Origin of the sequence: Paenibacillus contaminans, from assembly GCF_003285015.1 — a bacterium.
GTDB classification, from domain to species: domain Bacteria; phylum Bacillota; class Bacilli; order Paenibacillales; family NBRC-103111; genus Paenibacillus_V; species Paenibacillus_V contaminans.
The window spans coordinates 19,343-38,112 of the sequence record NZ_QMFB01000035.1 but is presented as its reverse complement, the minus strand read 5'-3'; the positions used below and the strand labels follow the sequence as shown (position 1 = coordinate 38,112).

The 18,770-nt window shown below is 51.5% G+C and carries 12 protein-coding genes; all 12 read left to right on the top strand.

Annotated features, from left to right (window positions below):
• Positions 1–2: 2 nt before the first annotated feature.
• The 12 genes from DQG23_RS35480 to DQG23_RS35425 all read left to right on the top strand — a co-directional run bounded on the left by DQG23_RS35480 (position 3) and on the right by DQG23_RS35425 (position 18,680).
• Positions 3–788, top strand: coding sequence for an ABC transporter permease (locus DQG23_RS35480; protein ID WP_113035786.1), 786 nt, complete (start codon positions 3–5; stop codon positions 786–788).
• A 222-nt stretch (positions 789–1,010) separates the two neighbouring features.
• A complete protein-coding gene (locus tag DQG23_RS35475) occupies positions 1,011–2,534 on the top strand; it encodes an MDR family MFS transporter (protein WP_192894676.1) in 1,524 nt (507 codons plus the stop codon).
• Positions 2,535–3,531: 997 nt separating this feature from the next.
• Positions 3,532–5,247, top strand: coding sequence for an ABC transporter ATP-binding protein (locus DQG23_RS35465; protein ID WP_113035783.1), 1,716 nt, complete (start codon positions 3,532–3,534; stop codon positions 5,245–5,247).
• Positions 5,248–5,771: 524 nt separating this feature from the next.
• The gene (locus DQG23_RS35460) at positions 5,772–6,365 is read left to right on the top strand and encodes an HD domain-containing protein (protein ID WP_113035782.1); all 594 of its coding nucleotides are present in this window, start codon (positions 5,772–5,774) and stop codon (positions 6,363–6,365) included.
• Positions 6,366–6,687: 322 nt separating this feature from the next.
• A complete protein-coding gene (locus DQG23_RS35455; protein ID WP_113035781.1) occupies positions 6,688–7,080 on the top strand; it encodes a hypothetical protein in 393 nt (130 codons plus the stop codon).
• The gene (locus DQG23_RS43540) at positions 7,077–7,208 is read left to right on the top strand and encodes a hypothetical protein (RefSeq protein ID WP_272949089.1); all 132 of its coding nucleotides are present in this window, start codon (positions 7,077–7,079) and stop codon (positions 7,206–7,208) included. The genes DQG23_RS35455 and DQG23_RS43540 overlap by 4 nt, the downstream gene beginning before the upstream one ends.
• Complete coding sequence (locus tag DQG23_RS35450) at positions 7,201–8,775, top strand: FAD-dependent oxidoreductase (protein WP_113035780.1); 1,575 nt, start codon at positions 7,201–7,203, stop codon at positions 8,773–8,775. Before DQG23_RS43540 ends, DQG23_RS35450 begins: the two co-directional genes overlap by 8 nt.
• A gap of 398 nt (positions 8,776–9,173) precedes the next feature.
• Positions 9,174–10,085, top strand: a complete 912-nt coding sequence (locus tag DQG23_RS35445; protein WP_158560869.1) for a helix-turn-helix domain-containing protein — start codon at positions 9,174–9,176, stop codon at positions 10,083–10,085.
• Between the two features lie 333 nt (positions 10,086–10,418).
• A complete protein-coding gene (locus DQG23_RS35440; protein ID WP_113035778.1) occupies positions 10,419–12,074 on the top strand; it encodes an extracellular solute-binding protein in 1,656 nt (551 codons plus the stop codon).
• A 33-nt stretch (positions 12,075–12,107) separates the two neighbouring features.
• Positions 12,108–13,064, top strand: coding sequence for an ABC transporter permease (locus tag DQG23_RS35435; protein WP_238178188.1), 957 nt, complete (start codon positions 12,108–12,110; stop codon positions 13,062–13,064).
• Between the two features lie 25 nt (positions 13,065–13,089).
• Positions 13,090–13,962, top strand: a complete 873-nt coding sequence (locus DQG23_RS35430) for a carbohydrate ABC transporter permease (RefSeq protein ID WP_113035777.1) — start codon at positions 13,090–13,092, stop codon at positions 13,960–13,962.
• 50 nt (positions 13,963–14,012) lie between these two features.
• Positions 14,013–18,680 (top strand): OmpL47-type beta-barrel domain-containing protein, encoded by a 4,668-nt coding sequence (locus tag DQG23_RS35425; protein WP_113035776.1) that lies wholly within the window; start codon positions 14,013–14,015, stop codon positions 18,678–18,680.
• The last annotated feature ends 90 nt before the right edge of the window (positions 18,681–18,770 follow it).

Genomic DNA, 18,770 nt, shown 5'->3' with positions numbered 1-18,770 from the left:
GGATGTTTTATGCATCATTGTTTATGGATTATTTGAAAAATTATATGAAAACCCGGATGACCTACCGGTCCGATTTTTGGGTCGAAGTCATCTCCGATTTGCTGTTTCAAGGGGTCAACTTGTTTTTTATTCTTGTCGTTTTCCTGCATACCGATATGCTGGGCGGCTGGACGCAGGCGCAGGTGTTGTTCATTTACGGGTTCTTCATGGTGCCGTACGGTATTTTCGGCTGCTTCTTCAATCTGTGGGGGTTTGCGGAACGGTATTTGGTCAAGGGCGAGATGGATCGCGTCCTGACCCGGCCGGCGTATAATCTCGTACAGCTGATGCTCGAAAATATGGATCCGGCATCGCTTATGGGCTCCGTTGCGGGGCTTGTCATTATGGGCGCCACCTGGCCGTATCTCGGCGTCGACCTGAGCTGGTACGATCCGCTCGTGTTCGTGCTGCTTGTCGCAAGCTCCGTGCTTATTTACGGCGGCGTGTATATCGGCTTGACGTCGATCTCGTTTTTCGTCGATGCGCCGACCGGCATTTTGCCGCTCATCTGGAACATCCAGAACTACGGGAGGTACCCCGTTAACGTGTATAACAAAACGATGACCGTTCTGCTGACGTGGATCCTTCCGTTCGCTTTCGTCGGTTTCTACCCGGCTTCGTATTTTCTCGATCGGGCGAACTGGGGAGGGATGGCGCTGCTAACGCCGGTCGTCGGCATCGCATTTTGCGCGCTCGGGCTATCCGTTTGGAATTTCGGCGTGCGGCGTTACCGCGGAGCGGGGTCGTAGGAGCTAAAAGAAAACCCCGGATTTCACACTGTAAAGTGTTTGAAATCCGGGGTTTATTATTAATGTAATTGGAAATTAATTACATAAATTCTTAGGGGCATACCATATCATCAGAATAACTTAACGTAAAGAAAAAGTCTATTCTTTTTTGAGGATTTTTCTTATATTGGATATGCCGCTTCCGCGGGGTGGCGACTCGAAAACCGTGCAGGAGCGTGAATAATGGTCACAAACCGGTCAACGAAGCTCGTAATATACGGATTGTTAATAGGGCTAATCCTCTCGTCATTGGATCAAACGATTATAGCAACTGCAATGCCGACTATCGTCAGGGAGTTGGATGGTCTTTCGCTGTACAGCTGGGTGTTTACCGTTTATATGTTGGCGTCCACGACAACGATGCCCCTATACGGCAAAATGGCCGATTTATTCGGCAGGCGAACGGTCTACCTGATCGGTCTGTTCCTATTTTTAGCCGGTTCCGTACTATGCGGCTTTGCGGCAACTATGATGGAGCTGATCGTTTTCAGAGGAATACAAGGACTCGGTGCCGGTGCCTTGATGCCGGTCGCTTTTACGATTATCGGGGATATACTCCCTCCCGAACGCCGCGGGAAGTTTATGGGTTTGTTCGGCGCCGTATTTGCGTTATCCAGTATACTCGGGCCGATGCTTGGAGGCGTTATCGTCGAGTATTGGCAATGGAGCTGGATTTTCTATTTGAATATACCGATCGGCGTACCGGTATTCATCATGATTGCCACTGCATTAAAGGAGAGCAAAGCCAATGAGAAGCGACCCATCGACTGGTTCGGCGCGATTACGCTGAGCGGTGCGATCGTATCCGTTCTGCTTGCGCTGGTTTTGGGCGGCGAACAGGGCATAGCTGCTGACGAAGGCTGGAAGGCTGCGAGAATTGCCGGATTGTTCGGTGCGGGAGCGGTTCTTCTCGCACTGTTTCTTTGGATAGAGACGAAGGCGAAGGAGCCGATCATTCCTCTGCGCTTGTTCAAAATTCGAACGATTGCTTTCGGCAATATCGCCGGATTTTTTATCAGTGCGGGCATGTTCGGAGCAATTACGTACATTCCGCTGTACGTACAAGGCGTTATCGGCGTAAGTCCGTCGATTGCCGGTTATATTTTGATGCCGCTTATGCTGTCCACGGTAGTTACTTCCACAGCCAGCGGAAAATGGATGAACAAGTATTCCTATCGTACGATTCTTGTTCCAAGTTTGATTCTGATGGCTGTCGGTTTTTTCTTGCTAAGCCGAATGACCGTAGATACGCCTGAATTCCAAATCGTGTTGTACATGATCGTTTCCGGATTGGGCATGGGCGCCGTTTATCCGACGCTCGGTACGGCAGCGCAAAGCGCGGTCGATTGGAAAAGCCGTGGCGTCGCCACAGCCTCATCCCAATTTTTCCGCTCTATGGGAGGAACGATTGGCGTTAGCGTGCTTGGCAGCTTGCTGGCGCGGCAAATGGCGGCGGGATTGGATGAGCTGGGCTCCCGGCAAACAGCCGTTCCGGCGGAATGGCTGACGCAATTTGCGGACCCGCAGGCATTGCTCGACTCCGAACTCCGGTCAACCATGCCGCAAGAGATCATGTCGGGACTGCAAAACGTATTCAGTCATTCGCTGAACACCGTATTCCTTGCCGTATTTGTATTTGCGGGCATCGGCCTCGCCGCATGCATTTGTATCGGAAATGCCAGATTAGTCAAGTCCTCCGAAGGCTAAACTGACATCGGGTTGCCCCAGTAGGCAGGAGTGGAAAAGGCCGGTCCCAATCTAAAACAGCTAAGCTTCCAAAACCGCTGCGAAAGGAGGATGGGAGCTTAGCTGTTTGTTATTATAGCATGTTATACTCTACCGGTTGGATGGCCTTTGGAACAGATCCGTTCGCTCGGAGCCTCTTTGTGACAACATTGAAAGGTTCGCGGCGGCATTTTGTAATAGAAATCGATGTGTAAGGTAGCCTGTTTCTGTCTATACTATTGCTAAGAAGCAAAATCTATCGAATATTTCCGATATGATCATAGTATAGGGAGCTGGTAGAGATGAAAGAAGAAAAAAACTTATTGTTCAGTCAAATCGTCACGGTATGTTGCTTCGGCAGTATCGCCTTATTGTGCGGAGCCGCTGTCGTTGTAGAGGCCGTTAAGCGTTTTATTTTATGAATCGGTAGTTTCCGCTCCGCGCAATAAGATGAAGTTGTGCGCAATACCTCCATGTATACGAAGCCGCCTTTGACGGGAACGGTTTCGCCCTCCGTATTAAGCTCTGTGACCTTTTTGGTTTCTTCACTTTTTCGTTCTAGCCCGTTTTTCATATATTCCACCTTCGCTCCCAAGATCTAAAGATCCGAACGGGAAACCCGGCGGAATACCTGCGCACGTTGCCGCGGTGTTTGACGGCCCCGTAATCGATGGCCTCCCCTGATTCATATTGAGAATTATTATCAATTATAATACAAGGAAGTTCCTGGTATTTCGACCCTATCGCTGCATTATCGCAGACGGAAGAGTTGGCAGGTTGGCTTGCTGCTGGGAAAAAGTAGCTTTGCCGGCGGCGGATGATGAAGCGTAGGAAGCGATGCTTTATGTCGGGTTATACATTTGTATATGCGAACATTTGCTTTTGTCCATTGCCACAAGCAAGTAAAGAGGCCTATACTTTAATAGGCAAATGCCGCCTCTGAATTTATTTGTGGTGCAAAAGGAGTTGAAAACGCAAGATGATTCGCCGTTTTTTTGCTTATTACCAGCCATATAAGAAGCTGTTCATGCTGGATTTCGGCTGCGCGGTGCTTGCCGGTCTGCTGGAGCTCGGTTTTCCGCTGGTCGTTAACCGCTTCATCGACGATCTGCTTCCGGGCGGGGAGTGGGGCTTAATCGTATGGGCGTCCGTCGGTTTGCTGGCGCTGTATATTTTTAATACTTTTTTGCTGTATATCGTCAATTATTGGGGGCATATGCTCGGCATCAATATCGAGACGGACATGCGGAAGAAGCTGTTCGATCATCTCCAGAAGCTGTCGTTTCGTTTTTTCGACAACACGAAAACCGGTCACCTGATGTCCAGGCTGACGAACGATATGATGCAGATCGGCGAAATGGCTCATCACGGTCCGGAGGATCTGTTCATCGCGGTGATGACGCTTGCCGGCTCGTTTACGCTTATGCTGATGATCAATTGGAAGCTGGCGATTCTGACTTTCATCGTCGTTCCGGCGATTATTTGGCTCGTCGTTTACTTCAACGGCAAAATGACGAAAGCGGTGCATCAACTATACAACGACATCGGCGATTTCAATGCGCGGGTGGAGGATAACGTCGGCGGCATCCGCGTCGTTCAGGCGTTTTCGAACGAGGAATACGAGAAAAAACAATTTGCCGTCAACAACAACCGGTTTCGCATGACGAAGCTGCTTTCTTACAACCTGATCGCCAAAAACAGCTCTATCAGCTATATGATGATGCGTTTCGTTACGCTGTTCGTTATGGTGTGCGGGACATGGTTTGTCATTCGCGGTGAGCTGTCTTACGGCGGATTTATCGGCTTTCTGCTGTTGACCAACGTATTTTTCCGTCCGATCGATAAAATCAACGCGATTATCGAAAGTTATCCGCAAGGCTTTGCCGGCTTCAAGCGTTATGTCGAGCTGCTCGACAGCGAGCCGGACGTCGCCGACGCCCCGGATGCGAAGGAAATCGGGGAGCTGCAGCGGGAAATCCGTTTTGAGCAGGTTTCCTTCGGCTATGACAGCGACTCGCGCGTGCTTCATAACATCGACATGACCATTTACAAGGGCGAAACGGTTGCCTTCGTCGGTCCTTCCGGCGCAGGAAAAACGACGCTGTGCAGCCTGCTGCCGCGATTTTACGAGGTCGCTTCGGGGGCTATTACGATCGACGGCGTCGACATCCGCAAAGTCAAGCTGAGCTCGCTGCGCAAGCAAATCGGCATCGTACAGCAGGATGTGTTCCTGTTCTCGGGGACGATTCGCGAGAATATTTTGTACGGCAAGCTGGACGCGGCGGAAGAGGAGATTTGGGAAGCGGCCCGGCGCGCGCGGCTCGACGAATTCATCCGGTCCCAGCCGGAAGGGTTGGATACCGTCATCGGAGAGCGCGGCGTGAAGCTGTCGGGCGGCCAGAAGCAGCGGCTTTCGATCGCCAGAATGTTTCTCAAAAACCCGCCGATCCTCATCCTGGACGAAGCGACATCCGCGCTTGATACGGAGACGGAGGCGATCATTCAACAATCGCTCGCCGAGCTTTCGGAAGGGCGGACTACGCTGGTGATCGCCCACCGGCTGGCCACGATCAAAAACGCCGACCGCATCGTAGTCGTTACGGAGCAGGGCATTACCGAGCAGGGGCAGCATCAGGAGCTTGTCGCCGCCGGCGGCGTATACAGCAGGCTGCACCAGGCGCAGTTCGGCACGTAATTGATTATTGAATGACGTATGATGAAACCTTGATCGGCTTAATGCCTTCAAGGTTTTTTTAATGTAGAGGAGAGCGGGTTCGTGCGGACACGAGGGGCCTCAAAAAAGTACTCGGAATACGCCGCGCACTTTTGGAGGGATTGTCGGGAAAATGACAATAACGCAAAACGAAAAATCAGTTATTCATACGAGCTGTATCATCCGCTCATATAGTTCGCCTCGTCCCACGGCATACTTGCGTATGATTTTTCGCATAGAATCATTGAAATTAATGCAAAAGGATGAAATGTATATGATTTTTCGAATAGAAGTAGCGAAATAAGCGAAAAGTGAAGAATTCTGTATGATATTTCGCATAGATTTATTTTCTTATTGTCTGAATCTGATAAGGGACAGGAGCCGAAGTAAAGGATGCTAAAAAAACTTAGTTGGTATAAGATGGGAGGGGAAGTCGAACGGAACAAAATCCGATTCAGGTCGCGGATATGTTGTGAACGATTAACATGCGTATGGAGGAACTTGTGATGACTAACGAGCGTTTGCTGAAACAAATTTCTTTTATCGTGGAAATAGACAAGCTCAAAACGATTTTGCGCAAGTCGCTTATTATGGACAGCTCGCGTTTGGAGAACGATGCGGAGCATACTTGGCATTTGGCGATGATGGCGATTATTCTGATCGAGCATGCGAACGAAAGCGATCTGGACATTCTCCGGGTGCTGAAAATGCTGCTCATCCATGACATCGTGGAAATCGATGCGGGCGATACGTTCGCTTATGATACGAAGGGGCATGACGACAAGGCGGAGCGGGAAAATGCAGCAGCCGAGCGGATTTTCGGTTTGCTGCCTTCCGAGCAGAAGGAGGAGTGCTCCCTGCTTTGGCAGGAATTCGAGGAGAAACGGACGGCCGAGGCCAAATACGCCGGCGCACTCGACAGGCTTCAGCCGATTCTGCACAACTACCATACGCAAGGCCACAGCTGGCAAAAGTACGGCATCACGAGCGATAGGGTGCTGGCTTACAACAAGCAAATCGCCAATGGCTCCGAAGCGCTCTGGGCGTTCGCGCAGGAGCTGATCGGCGACGCCGTCGCGAAGGGTTATATAAAAGCATAAAGAAACCGTCGGTACTCTCTGTACCGGCGGTTTTTTTGCGCGTCATAACGGATATAAAGCGCAAGGCCGCAGCTGGCAAAGGTACGGTATCACCAGCGATAGGGTGCTGGCCTGCAACGATCTTGCGGGCGTGAACTTCAGCATGAATGACCCGCCGAACAGACATCCATATAGAAGTATTTATTACTTATTTTTACTTTCATCAACAAATCGAGACAACCAATGCAGCGAATCGCGACGATTACCCGCAAACAGGCGCATGATACAATGAGGACGCAACAGGTACATCGAATCCCGATGGAAACATGCGGCGGATGACCGCATGCACGCATCGCCCCGCATCGCCCGGGAGCTGCGCTCGGTGCATATATTCGCGATCGATGATCCGGAGAAAATGTCATGTTTCGAGCTTTGGGCGCGCAGAGCCGGAGCGGGGAAAGATGATGGAGGAAACATCATGTCATATGTGGTATTTGCTGCAAACGCGATGGAGCGCAGGATTGTGGACGGAGCCGATATGTTCGGAATTTCGCAGCTGGCAGATTGTCAGCTTGATCGATATGAAGCGATCGTCATTATCGGTTCGGGGAGTATAGAGACGGAAACGGCATTATCCGCCGGGGTTTTGGATAAGCTGTGGCATTATGTGAAGGCGGGCGGAACGTTGTATGCGGAGATGATCGGCGCCTTCGATGGGATGGCACCGTACGCTTGATTTACCTCAACGATGCGGAATATGTGCCGAATGTACCCGCATTGCTGTTGTACGACCGTGCGCCTTCCTTGCAGGAGGCGGCAGCGGATGATTTGCTTCATAACGGAAAGGAGAATGGCGATGAGTAAGCATAGACATGCGGATGTCGTTATTGTCGGAGGAAGCACGGGGGGCTGCGCAGCTGCGCTGTCTGCCGCCAAGATGGGCAAGACTGTAATTTTGACGGAGGAGACCGATTGGATCGGCGGTCAGCTTACCAGCCAGGCGGTGCCGCCCGACGAGCATCCTTGGATCGAGCGATTCGGCAGCACGGCAAGCTACCGGGAATTTCGCAGCCGGGTCCGCGGCTATTACAGGAATAATTTTCCCTTGACGGCCAAAGCGCGGTCGACCCTCTATCTGAACCCGGGCACCGCGAATGTCAGCCGCATCTCCCATGAGCCGCGCGCGGCGCTCGCCGTGCTGCAGGACATGCTTGCGCCTTACGTGCACAACGGGAAGCTGCTTATTTTGACCAACTGTAAGGCGGAGGAAGCGGAGACGGAAGGAGACAGCGTCCGTTCCGTTACCGTGCGGCATTCGGATACCGGAGAGCGGATCGTGCTGACGGCGCCATATTTCCTCGATGCTACGGATGAGAGCGATGTGCTCCCGATGGCAGGTGTCGAGTATGTGACGGGCTCCGAATCGGTCGCGCAAACCGGCGAGCCTCATGCGCTCGAAGGGGAAGCCGACCTGACGGATATGCAAGCGTTCACCTGGTGCTTCGCCGTCGATTATATCGAGGGCGAGGATTTTACGATCGCGAAGCCGGCGGAATACGATTTTTGGCGGCAGTACAAGGCCGATTTTTGGCCGGATATGCAGCTCAGCTGGAGCGGGCTAGTGCCGCATACGCTGGAGCCGGTCCGCTACAGCTTTTTCCCGGACGGCAAGTCGTTCTCCCTCTGGAACTACAGAAGGGTCATCGATAAGTCGAATTTTGTCGAGGGGACATTCGACAGCGACTCGACGATCGTGAACTGGCCTGCGAACGATTATTGGCTCGGGCCGATTATCGACGTATCGCCGGAGGAACGGGCCCGTCATTTGGAAAGCGCGAAGCAGCTGAGCTTGTCCTTGCTTTATTGGATGCAGACGGAGGCGCCGCGTCCGGACGGCGGGGCCGGCTACAAAGGATTGCGGCTGCGCGGCGACATGGTCGGGACGGAAGACGGCCTGGCCAAGAGCCCGTATATCCGCGAGTCCCGCAGAATCCGCGCGGAGCTGACGGTCGTCGAGCAGCATCTCAGCCCTGCGCTGCGGCCGGACTGCAAATCGGAGCGTTACCCGGACTCGGTCGGGATCGGCTGTTACCGGATCGACCTGCATCCGAGCACCGCTCTGCGCACCTACGTCGATGTTTCGAGCCTGCCTTTCCATATCCCGCTTGGGAGCCTGCTGCCCGTACGGGTGAACAATCTGCTGCCGGCATGCAAAAACATCGGCACCACGCACATTACGAACGGCTGCTACAGACTGCACCCGGTCGAATGGAATATCGGGGAGGCGGCGGGCTTCCTGGCTGCCTTCTGCCTGGAGCGCGGCTGCTCCCCACGAGAGGTGCGGCATAACGAAACGCTGCTGCACGACTTCCAGAAAGTATTGACGGAAGCCGGCGTAGAGCTGGACTGGCCCTCGATTCATGCGGTTTGACGCATGAAGGCGAGCCGGCGTTAGATCTGTTCAGCTGTCCGGGATCCGATCCCTGGAATGGTGATGAACCGTTCCAGGGGCCTCCTGAAAAGGAGCCAGCCGCCGTGCCAATGTCATTAAGTTAAGGCGTTGGCCCAAAAATCAAGAACAAGAGCAGGTTATCGAAAAGATAACCCGCTCTTTTTGTGCAGCCTCCTTGTCGAGGGCGACAATTCGTTCATCAAGAAAGTTTCTAAGTCATCAACAAATATGGGGCGGAAAAAAGGAAAGGACAGAAAATTGTCGAATAGTCGAATATGTGCAACCTGAACAATTGTCACGTGGGTAAGCGAAAGTTTAGCACATTTTGGAAGCGCTTGCGATTTCTGATGCGCATAACATCACAGGAGGTTACTAGGTTGGTCGATACACCCAGATTCATCATTCTTCCGGGTTCGCGCCGGTATCAGGTGGATTGTGCGTATTTGCGCGAGCCTATTCGTTTGGGTCCTCTATCTTTAATTCAAATTGGCGATTTGAGCTGTGATCCGGATTTCGAATTGCTCCCGCATAAACAAATTTGCTTCGAGATTTCTTACATCGTTACCGGCAAAGGCTCGTTCACGACCGATGGGATTTCTACCCGCTTGGAAGCGGGGGACATCTATATTGGCAGACCCGATGAAATTCATCAAGGAAGAGCGGATACCAAAGACCCTTATCGTTTTTTATATCTTGGCTTTGATTTTATTGATGATGAGAGAGAGGACCATAATCCTTATTGGCGGATTCGGCAGATGATGATGGATAACAGACAAGGATCGTCTTGCAGAGACCGGTTTCACATTCATACTCCATTTGTTAACGCCCTCAAGGAATTGAGCAATGTCACCGAGTTCTCAAGTCGAATGCTGCAGAGTTATGTGGAGCAAATTGTGGTGCTTACCTATCGCAACTTCTTTACGAATTGGGAAGCGGCCTATCCGAGGGACGGATTGAATAACGCTTCGAAAAAGATCGTCTATTCGGCCATCACGTATATCGATGAAAATTTGCTGCAAATCTCCGACAGTAAAGAAGTAGCCGAGCGATTCGGCTACAGTTTGACGCATCTGTCCCATTTGTTTGCCAAAGAAACCGGGTACACGATTCACCATTATATAACGACCAAAAAATGGCAAAAAGCGATTGAGCTTCTTCGGGAAGGGAACTATAGCATTACGGAAGTCGCAACGATTATGAACTTCGCTTCCATCCATACGTTCAGCCGGGCATTCAGAAAAGCCACAGGTCTTTCTCCGTCGCAATATACCAAGAACAAGCAGCCATAACGAGCATTTGATAATCGGACAGGTATGAAATCGACGCCGCTCCTTCGTTTCGAAGGCAGCGGCGTTTTTGTGTGCAAGTCTCGGAAAGCAAATCGTGGAAGCGGCTCTAAACCTTGGTAAACGCGCCTGTCCTTAAAGGACGGCGTAGCCGTTTATCCTTATGCAGCCGCACAAAAGAATAATAATTGCACAATGTTTCGGCAGGGTTGGAACAATACATTTTGCAGCCGCCTTGCTATGATCTAAGCAATCGCACAATAAAGGGGAGAGATGCGGAATTAGAATGGAAGCGCTGTTACAGACACAAAAAACGATGAAAAGGAATGAACGTGGATGAACAAAACAAAAAAGGCGGTCTCTTTGCTGGTTGCTACTGCGTTGACAGGTTCTATTTTTGCCGGTTGCTCCAACTCCAAAGACGGCGCGGCGGGTGCGACAACCTCGCCATCGGACGGTCAAGCGACTCCGAAACAAAACGAAGAACGGGTCAAGCTGAAAATGTTTTACAATATAGCGGGAATGCCTATGCCTACCAACATTAATCTGAGCGACAATCCCGTTATCAAAATCGTCGAGGATTCGGCCAACGTCGACCTTGAGTTTGATGTTCCGCCCTATAACGAATACGTGACGAAGCATAATCTGCTGCTGGCTTCCGGTCAACTGCCGGATATTGTACATTCCACGGTTCCCGACGGGGCGATGGCAGCCGCTCGCGATGGCGCGTTCATCGATCTGAAGAAGTATTACGACAATTCGCCTGCCTTGCAAAAAGTCATTACTCCCCAAATGATGGAGCTCGCGAAGGATCCCGTTTCCGGCAAATATTTCCGAATCCCTATGGCATACGACAAAGGGCCTCAAGGCGAAGGGCTGATGGTTCGCTATGATCTGGTGCAAAAGTACAACGGCGGCAAATACCCGGCTTCCGTAGAAGAATGGATCGAGCTTATGCGAAAGGTGAAGAAGGAGGATCCATCCTCGATTCCGATGTCGTTCCGCGTGGCCGGCGATAATATGTTCTACTACGGCGGAGGCGTCATCTTCGGAATGTACGGAGCCTTGCCGTACGGTTACCGGATCGATCAGGGCAAGATCATCCCGAATGTGTCGACGCCTGAGTTCAAGGAAGCGGTTAAAGTGTTAAAGGGGCTTTACGACGAAGGCATTTTGGACCCTGAATTTGCGGTTACCGACAGCGCGAAATGGTTTCCCAAGCTGTCTGACAAAAATGTGGTCATGCAATGGAACAGCGCGGATCAAATTCTGAATTATCAAATCCAGATGACTTCGGAGAAAGCGACGCCTGCGCAACGAACCCAGGTATGGTCCATTGCGCCTCCTTTGACGAAATATCCTGACGTTCTCAAAGACCGGAAATATGCCATAACGGGACTTGGAGCGCCCATAACCGCTCACGGGTTATATATATCGTCCAAAACGAAAGATCCGGACCGCGCTTTCAGAGTGATCGAGGCATTTGCCAACGAGAAATTGAAGGATGCGATATTCTGGGGGAACGAGGGCGAAACGTATACGGTAAAAGACGGGAAGCGGGCAGCCAATCCGGCAAAGATGAGCGCGGAGGATCATATCTGGAAGCGTCAATATGCATTCGTTTTCGGCTATACCGACGGTCAGGATGCGCAAAGCGCCAACTACGAGGCCCAGTTGAGCAAAGAGGTGTACACGCAGCTCTCGAACGATGTGAAGACGATCGGCAAAGCAGCGGGAGAAATCGGTTTGGATAAAATGCCGGGTTATACCGATCCGGAAGATGTGCAGAAGAAAAACGCGGAAATCATGCAAGCGATCAACAAGTTTACAACGGAAGCGATTATGGGACGGATTACGATGGAGCAGTTGGATGCCGAGATTGGCAAATGGGAAACGAAATACCGTTCGTTCAAATACGATCCGATGCAAAAGTTCCTCGATGCAAACAAAGAACAGCTGCTCAAGAACGGCTTCAAAAAAGCAGGATGGTAAAGAGTCGGACGGATTTATCGGGAGGTGCACGCATTGTCGCAGGCTGACATGACGAAGGAGCACGAACGAGTCCGAACGGTAAAGAGCCATAAAGACAGGACCCGCCTTCGGGCGCTCCTGTCGCTTTACCTTTTGGCGGCTCCGACGGTAATTTTGCTGTTTGTATTCAACTATATCCCCATGTATGGCATTATTATCGCCTTCCAGGATTACTCCATCTACAAAGGAATCTTGGGCAGCGATTGGGTAGGGTTCAAGCATTTTTCATACTTCCTTACGGATGACAAGTTCTGGGCCATCATGAAAAACACGTTATTGATCAACTTTTATGATATTGTGTTCGGGTTCACGGCGCCGATTTTGTTTGCCCTGTTGGCCAATGAACTGTATCAAAAAACGTTCAAGAAAACGATGCAGACCATTTCGTATTTGCCGCATTTTTTGTCATGGGTTGTTGTATCGGGAATATTTTATCAAATCTTGTCGCCGTCCACCGGAATGGTCAATGCGATATTGGGCTGGTTCGGCATAGAACCTATATTTTTCATGACGGAGCCGGGCATATTCAGAGGAATCTTGGTAGCATCGGACATTTGGAAAAATGTGGGGTGGTCGGCAATCTTGTATTTTGCTGTCATCGCGGGGATCGACGGGGCCCTGTACGAGGCGGCGTGGATGGACGGAGCCAACCGCTGGAAGCAAGCCATTCATATTACGATTCCGCATTTGATGCCGATGATTGTTTTGCTGTTTTTGTTGAAGCTGGCGCATATTTTTGGCATCGGGTTTGAGCGTGTGTTCCTGATGCAAAATCCGCTGGTATACGATGTATCGGATGTCATCAGTACCTATATATACAGGACCGGCGTGGAGCTTTCCCAGTACAGCTTTACGACCGCAATCAATTTGGCGCAAAGCATCCTGGGCTTCATCCTTCTGGTCGCTTCGAATCGATTGTCGAAAAAATGGATGGGTCTGGGCATGTACTAAAAGATAAAAGTAGGTGTCAGTCGACATGCATTACGCAAGCCCGGGACGAACCGTTTTTCAAACGCTGAACTATATGTTTTTTATCGTGTTTTCCATTTCGATTCTGGTCCCGTTCATTAACGCCTTGGCCATTTCCTTTAGCAGCTATGCGGCCGTTTCCCAGGGGCGGATCAGCTTGTGGCCGGTGGATTTTCAATTGGACGCTTATGCGAAATTGGCATACAATTACACGTTTCTGCGCTCCCTGATTAATACGGTTGGACTGACCATTGTCAATACGATCCTGAGCGTTACGATTTCATTATGCTGTGCCTATGCGCTTTCTCACAAACGGTTTGTGGGAAAAAAAGTGTTGATGACCTACATTCTCATTACGATGTTTTTCAGCGGAGGGTTAATTCCGTCCTTCCTGCTGGTCAACAATCTTGGTTTGGGCAACACGTATTGGGCGCTTATCCTGCCTAGTCTAATCAGTCCTTTCTATATTATTGTGTACAAAAATGTGATCGACCAGCTTCCGAAAGAGATTATGGAGGCGGCGGAAATCGACGGAGCCGGGGAGTTTTCTTTGTTGTTCCGAGTCGTTCTGCCCCTGGTGCTTCCGATGACGATGGCCTTTATTATATTCAGCGCGGTCGCTTATTGGAATGAATGGTTTGGCGTGCTTCTGTACATCAAGGATAAAACGATGTGGACCTTGCAATTTCAATTAAGAGGCATTTTGGCAAACGCGCGGTTGGAAGATATGGACGTCAACCCGCCCGGCGTACAAGGGATCCATCCGGACAACTTGAGAATGGCTGCCCTTATGTTGACTACGCTGCCCATTATTATCGTCTACCCGTTCTTGCAAAAATATTTCATTAAAGGCCAGTTCGTGGGCGCGGTCAAGGGATAAACTTACCGATTGCAATCAGTTCCAATCTATTTGGAAGGGGGAGTGCATAGATGATAGCCGTAAGAAAAATGGGGAGATGGACGGGATTTTGGTTAAGTTTACTGTTGTTTTGTTCGTGCTTCGCCAATTTGCTGCCAATCCGTTCGCTGACAGCGGCAGCGGCGTTTGACCCGAATTTGCATCTGGATGAAGGACAGCTCTCCTTCAGGGGACCTGCTAACGCTCACGACTTGCTTGTGACCCCTTTAAGCTATAACGGCAATCTTCGCAAGATCGTGGCGGAAGCGGATATTACGCCTGTGAGCAATCCCGGGAGTTCATGGGCCCCCTCCTTGTTTCTCTATTGGGGGCAGTCAAAATGGGCATCCGTAGGCATATCCTCTAACAGCAAATTTTATTTGCAGCCGACAGCGGCTTTCGGCGGATATACAGGGACCGCACCGCTGGGCCAAACCTATCGGGTTCGAATCGTATGGGAACAAGAGGTAATCCAGCTGTGGGGGGGAGTAAAAGGGACTGCATTGTCATTGTTGAAGACAGGAGCGTCACCGGAAGCCACTCCCCCAACCCATCTGATAATCGGTAAAGGATTTGGCGATAAAACTACGTATACGAATCCATTTCTCGCAAATAGCTTTTCGACCGTCGGCAGTGCGGGGAATGTATCCATGGATAACGTTTCCTTATATTACAACGATGAATTGCAAATGAATGAAACGTTTGACGACGGCATTGACCTGGCCCGCTGGACCATGCTGATGTCGCCGGCCAGCGAGCCGAAACAACCGGCCACGCTTGAAGAGCTGTTTCCCAACTGGATTAATCCCGGCGTACGCGGAGACAGGGAAGGCTCCAAGGTGTTGTACAAAGAAGCCGATTGGGATGCTTACCAAGCGCGTTATGCAGCCGACAGCGAATTTCGGGCTTTCGCCGACAGCCAGATTGAAGCGATGAAAAACGATGTAGCGCTCACCATGGGTTACGGAATGACGGAAATCAACAATATGATCCCGGCTACGACGCCTATAGCCGATTTGTTCACGCCTTGCCCAAGCGAACCGGCAGCGGGGTTCCCGCATGGCCTATGGACCTGGAATCCGGCAGATCCTGATCGAATATACTGCGGCGGGGTTGCTTTTCCTAACGAGCAGTATCCCGAGGAAGGAGAGATGGTCGCGCATTGGGGAGGGGTGGAACAGAAATTCACCTATTACAACAGGGAATCCTACGAGTATTTGGGATTTCAATTAAGCCCCAGCTTTACCTCCTATATCCGCGCGAAAAAGGTAAAGTATATGTCCTTTCAGCTGCATAGAATCGCAATTCTCTATAAACTGACAGGCGATTTGAACTATGCCATGCAGGCCAAAAAAATTTTGTTGCGGTTTGCGGAAGTGTATCCGCATTGGCTGCTTCATTCCGGATTCGGAGAAATAGCGGATATCGACCCGAAATATGCGGCTTCCACCATTAGCAGGCTTAACAAGAACGAACTGACTCCTCCGGGCAATACGCCGGACCGCACGCTCCATTCGGGCTATTGGATGGCGGGCCGAGCAAGGGGAGACGGACTGGAAGGGTCGTTTCTGCTTCCTGTGGCAAGCTCCTACGATATGATCGCAAATGCCAAAGCGTCCGGTGAGTGGGTGTTAACCGACGAAGAGCGGCTGCGTATTGAACGGGACATCTTGCTGGAAGGGGCGACATTATTAATAGCGGACCCCGCAACAAACAACAAGTCTATTTCGAATCAAACGGCGGCCGCCGCGATCGGGGCAGCCGTATCGGAGCCTGTTCTTGTCCATTTTGGCCTTAATGGATTTAATAAGCTGTTAAGCGACTGGTATAAGGCGGATGGATCTCCCTCCGAGTCCCCCACCTATGGTCTGCAGGCAATTGGCTACCTCTGGCAGCTGGGTGAGATTTTGAACGGGTACTCGGATCCGGAAGGGTATTTGCCGGAGGCAGGCCAGCAGCGATTGGACCATTTTTCCGTGTATAACCGGTCTGATTATCGCATGGTATTTAGAACGCTCGGTGATTCCCTCCTGCCATCCATGAATTACCCGGCTTTGGGGGATTCGTATACAACGAGCAAACCGACGAGTACGATGCTGGCAATCGGTGCCAAAAGAACGGGGATTCCTTCCTTGTTCAGCTTGATGGAACACGGCGGTTTTGAACTGAAGGGCGCGGAAAATCTTGTTTACCAGATGGAAAACACAAGCGAAGCCGATCCGATCCGGCTAAACAGCTTATTGTTCCCGCAGTGGAAGCTGGCCTTCCTGCGCGGAGGAGAGAACGGAATGGGGAGTGCCGCCATATTGAATGCAAGCGAATGGGGCGGCCACCGTCATTTGGATAGTCTGGACTTCAGTTATTGGGCGAATGACGGCGAAGCGCTTTCGGACCTCGGTTATTTGTGGGATAGTCCCGATAAAGCGATGACATCCCGCTCGGCTGCTCACAATCTGGTTGTAGTCAACCAAAAGGATCAAACGACGACCGGCAGAGGCGGAAGCATTGGGCTGTACGAGGGTACCGAGCCGGTCGTTATAGCGGAAGCAAGCTCGCGCGCCTATGCGGAAACGGATGTATACGCCAGAACGCTCATGCAGCTACAAAAAACGGATTGGAAGCCGGAATACGTGGTGGACTTCTTTCGCGTTCGCGGAGGCAGCTCGCATGATTACATGCTGCACGCCTCGACAACGGACTTTATTGTCGACGATATCGAGTTGCAGCCGGCCGGCGCAGGGGCTGTCGGCGCTTATCGGCTTGAGGAAGTGAGCAGCGGCGTCGCGTCCGGGGTCTGGACGACTGACTGGAAAAACGCGGGCGGTACCGCCCGTACGAAAACATGGCACATCCCTTCGCCAAATGAAAAAGTATATATAGGTGACGGTTGGGGGCAGCGCGGCAGTCTTGATGTTGGCGCAAAGCTGCCCTATCTGGTCCGGAACCGCAGCAATACTCCGGGAGGAAATATGTTTGCCAGTGTATTCGAATCTTACCAGGGCGCAGCGGGCATCCGGAGCGTGGAGCCTCTGGTTGTACGGAGCGAATCGGTGTCCGTTCCCGGTTCAGCAGGAGGTCTTCAACAGCCTGTAGGCTTGCAGATCAGCGGTGACGGCTGGCGGGACATCGTGATTGGGGCAACGGGTTTATCGCAGCAGTCGTGGGAGTTCACGGATAACGTATCCGACAAAACGGTTACATTCAGCGGCCGATATGGCGTTATTTCTTACGGGAAAGGCGATGGGAGCGGCGAGGCGGCGCAAATGGTTCTGGCGGGAGCAGGCCTGTTGGAGCATGACGGCGATGGAATCAGCATCGGGGAAAGTGAAGAGAAACAAGGATTCGTATCGGAAGCTTTCGCCAACGGATTCTCGGCAACAGAGACGGTTCCGGGAGGGGAACGTTGGAAGGGAAGCCATGTGCTCGTGAAGAAGGGCTCCGATTGGACGGCATATCCCGTGCTTGATGTGAAGATAGAAGGAGGGAAAACCCGGTTTTACACGTACAATGGAACCGAAGGATTTCCTTTTGCAGGAGGCGAGGAATGGAAGCTGATTCCTTATGCGGCTGTCAAGCGCGCCGATAACGGCGAATGGATGATTACATCGTCTGCCGGCCTCGCAACTACGTTCAGCAAAGATAGAACACCGCCCCTTGTTTCGTTCAGCGTTAACGGCAATACATCGTCGGAGACTTCGGTTTCTACGGCAGTCACCGTCATGGATCAAGGCAGCGGCGTTGATCCGTCATCGCTGGAGTATGTATGGTCGGATAGCGCTCAACCGCCGATAAGCGGCTGGCTTACTTTTATGAACGGGGACATTGTTTCCCTGTCGGGTATGGAAGGCGAAATGTATCTCCACGTTCGAGCGGGGGACCTTGAAGGAAACCAAGCTGTTGTAACTTCCAATCCGTTCAGGCTGGATTCGGTGGCTCCGGTGACGACAGATAATGCTGTGAGCGGCTGGCAAGCTTCGGCTCAAACGGTTACCTTGACGGCGAGTGATGCGGGAAGCGGCGTAGCCGATACGTTCTTCAGCGTTAATGGAGGAGCGGAAACACGAGGCGCAGCGGTGGAACTGAACGAAGACGGCGTGTACGAAATTCGTTACTACAGCGTTGATGCCGCTGGCAACCGGGAACAGGTAAAGTCGGCGCAAATGAGGATCGACCGTACCGGGCCTGTGGTGGAGTCCCCTGCAGCGGGAAGCGACTCCGTTACGATTAGCGTCTATCGTTCCGACACGGCGAACATCCCGTTTTACGTTACGGACTCGCTTAGCGGCGTGGCTTCGGTAGCGGCGACGCTGGACGGGGAGGCAGTTTCTCTGCCTGTCTTGGTTAATCCCCTGACTTTAGCGATCGGCGATCATCCGCTTGTTGTCACTGCTGCCGACCATGCGGGGAACATAACGGTGCGGACGTTCACGCTTCGTACGGAGATGGATGAGGAACATTTGGACGATATGCTGCGATATGCGGCAGACCAAGGCTGGATCACGCATCATGGCATCCTGAACAGCTTGATGTCGAAGGTGGAACATATCCGGAACAAGCTGGAAAGAGGGCAGAATAAGCGTCAACCTTATCAGGCGCTCATAAACGAAGTAAAGGCGCAAACCGGCAAAAAAATCGATGCGGATTTTGCGGGCAAGCTGCTTGCCGATATCGAGTATTTGATCGGAAGTTTAAGCGATTAATGGAAAAAGAGTCAGCCGCTGCAGCTCTTTCCGGACTTGCGGCGGTTGGCTCTTGCTTTTTGCGATATATAGGAAACGAGACTGAAAATG